Here is a 1440-nt window from a genome sequence, read left to right as displayed (position 1 = left end):
ACCGCCCCGAGCAGCACCGTCTCGACGAGCTCGCTGCCCCGACGACGCCCGACCCCGACCTCCTCGACGTGCTCACCGGTCTGTTCGCCGACTACCGCGCGACCCGGGCCACGCCGACGGCTGTCGTCGACCTCGACCGTGGCCTGTGGCAGCGGCTCGAGGAACTGGGGCTGACGCGCCTGACCGGCAGCGAGGCCGCGGGCGGCAGCGGTGGTGGCTGGGTCGATGCCGCGGCCCTGCTCGGGCTTGCCGCTGCGGCCGCYGCGCCGGTGCCGCTGGCCGAGCACGACATCCTGGGTGGCTGGCTCCTCGAGGCTGCTGGCCTGCCCAACGAGGGTGGGCTGCGGACCGTGTGCCGTCCGGACCCGTCCGGGGTCGCGCTCAACGTCACGTGGGCGAGGGACGCGAGCCGGATCGTGGCGCTCTGGGAGGACCGGGACCAGTGGCGGGTGGCCGACGTGCCGGTCGAGCGGGTGGCCATCGAGCAGCGCCGCAACCTCGCCGGGGAGCCCAGCGACACGGTCGAGTTCGACCTCGACGACCTCGAGGCCGGCACCGTCGTCGCCCACGAGATCGGCGAGCAGTTCCACCTGCGCGGCGCCCTGGCGAGGTGCGCGCAGGTGGTCGGGGCCATGGAGCGGGTCGTCGAGGTCGTCCTGACCCACGTCCGCGAGCGTGAGCAGTTCGGCCGCCCGATCGGCCGCTTCCAGGCCGTGCAGCACCTCGTGGCCGACATCGCCTCGGAGACCGCGCTGGCGCGGGCGGCCACCGATGCCGCCGTGGCCCGCGCCGCCGCCTCGGACTGGCGCGACCCCGGGATGCTCTTCGCGGTCGGGGTGGCCAAGTCCTGCGTCGGGCATGCCGCGTCGGTCGTCGTCCGGGGCGCGCACCAGGTGCTCGGCGCGATCGGCACGACCCTCGAGCACGAGCTGCACACCCTGACCAAGCCGATCCTGGCCCGGCGCAGCGAGTACGGCTCGTTGCAGGACTGGGACGAGACCCTCACCGCACTCGCGTCCTCGGCCGGTCGCGACCGGCTCTGGACGCTCATCACGACCGGCCGCGCCAAACCGTCGACTGCCCGTCTCCACCCCCACGACGGTGGCTGAAGTGCCAACTCGCCAAAGGAGATTCGCCGCATGACCGAGATCCGCTACGACGTGACCGACGGCGTCGCGCTCATCACGCTCGACGCCCCCGAGCGGCGCAACGCCCTGTCCGTGGAGATGTCGCGTGAGCTCATCGACGCGGCTCGCACGGCCGAGGCGGACGAGGCCGTTGGTGCGGTCGTCGTCACCGGCGGCGCGCACTTCTGCGCGGGCGCGGTCCGCAGCGTGCTGGCCGACACCGGCCGGGACCCGGTCGAGGACGAGGCGTACCGCAACCTCGAGACGGTCTATGCCGCGTTCACGACGATCGGCTCGGTCGGCGTGCCGACCG

At 73.8% G+C, this 1440-nt stretch carries 2 protein-coding genes; both read left to right on the top strand.

Annotation, left to right across the window (positions count from 1 at the left end; translation table 11 throughout):
* Window positions 1-1109 (top strand): acyl-CoA dehydrogenase family protein (locus AC1DP0_RS21840; RefSeq protein ID WP_478088675.1); only part of this gene is annotated, 1109 nt, incomplete at its 5' end.
* A 30-nt stretch (window positions 1110-1139) separates the two neighbouring features.
* The coding region (locus AC1DP0_RS21835) for an enoyl-CoA hydratase-related protein (protein WP_478088673.1) at window positions 1140-1440 on the top strand (301 nt) is incomplete at its 3' end.

The sequence above is a fragment of the Terrabacter sp. P5_B1 genome (genome assembly GCF_056400505.1).
The sequence above is the reverse complement of the archived record's forward strand: the minus strand, read 5'-3'. Positions and strand labels throughout refer to the sequence as shown.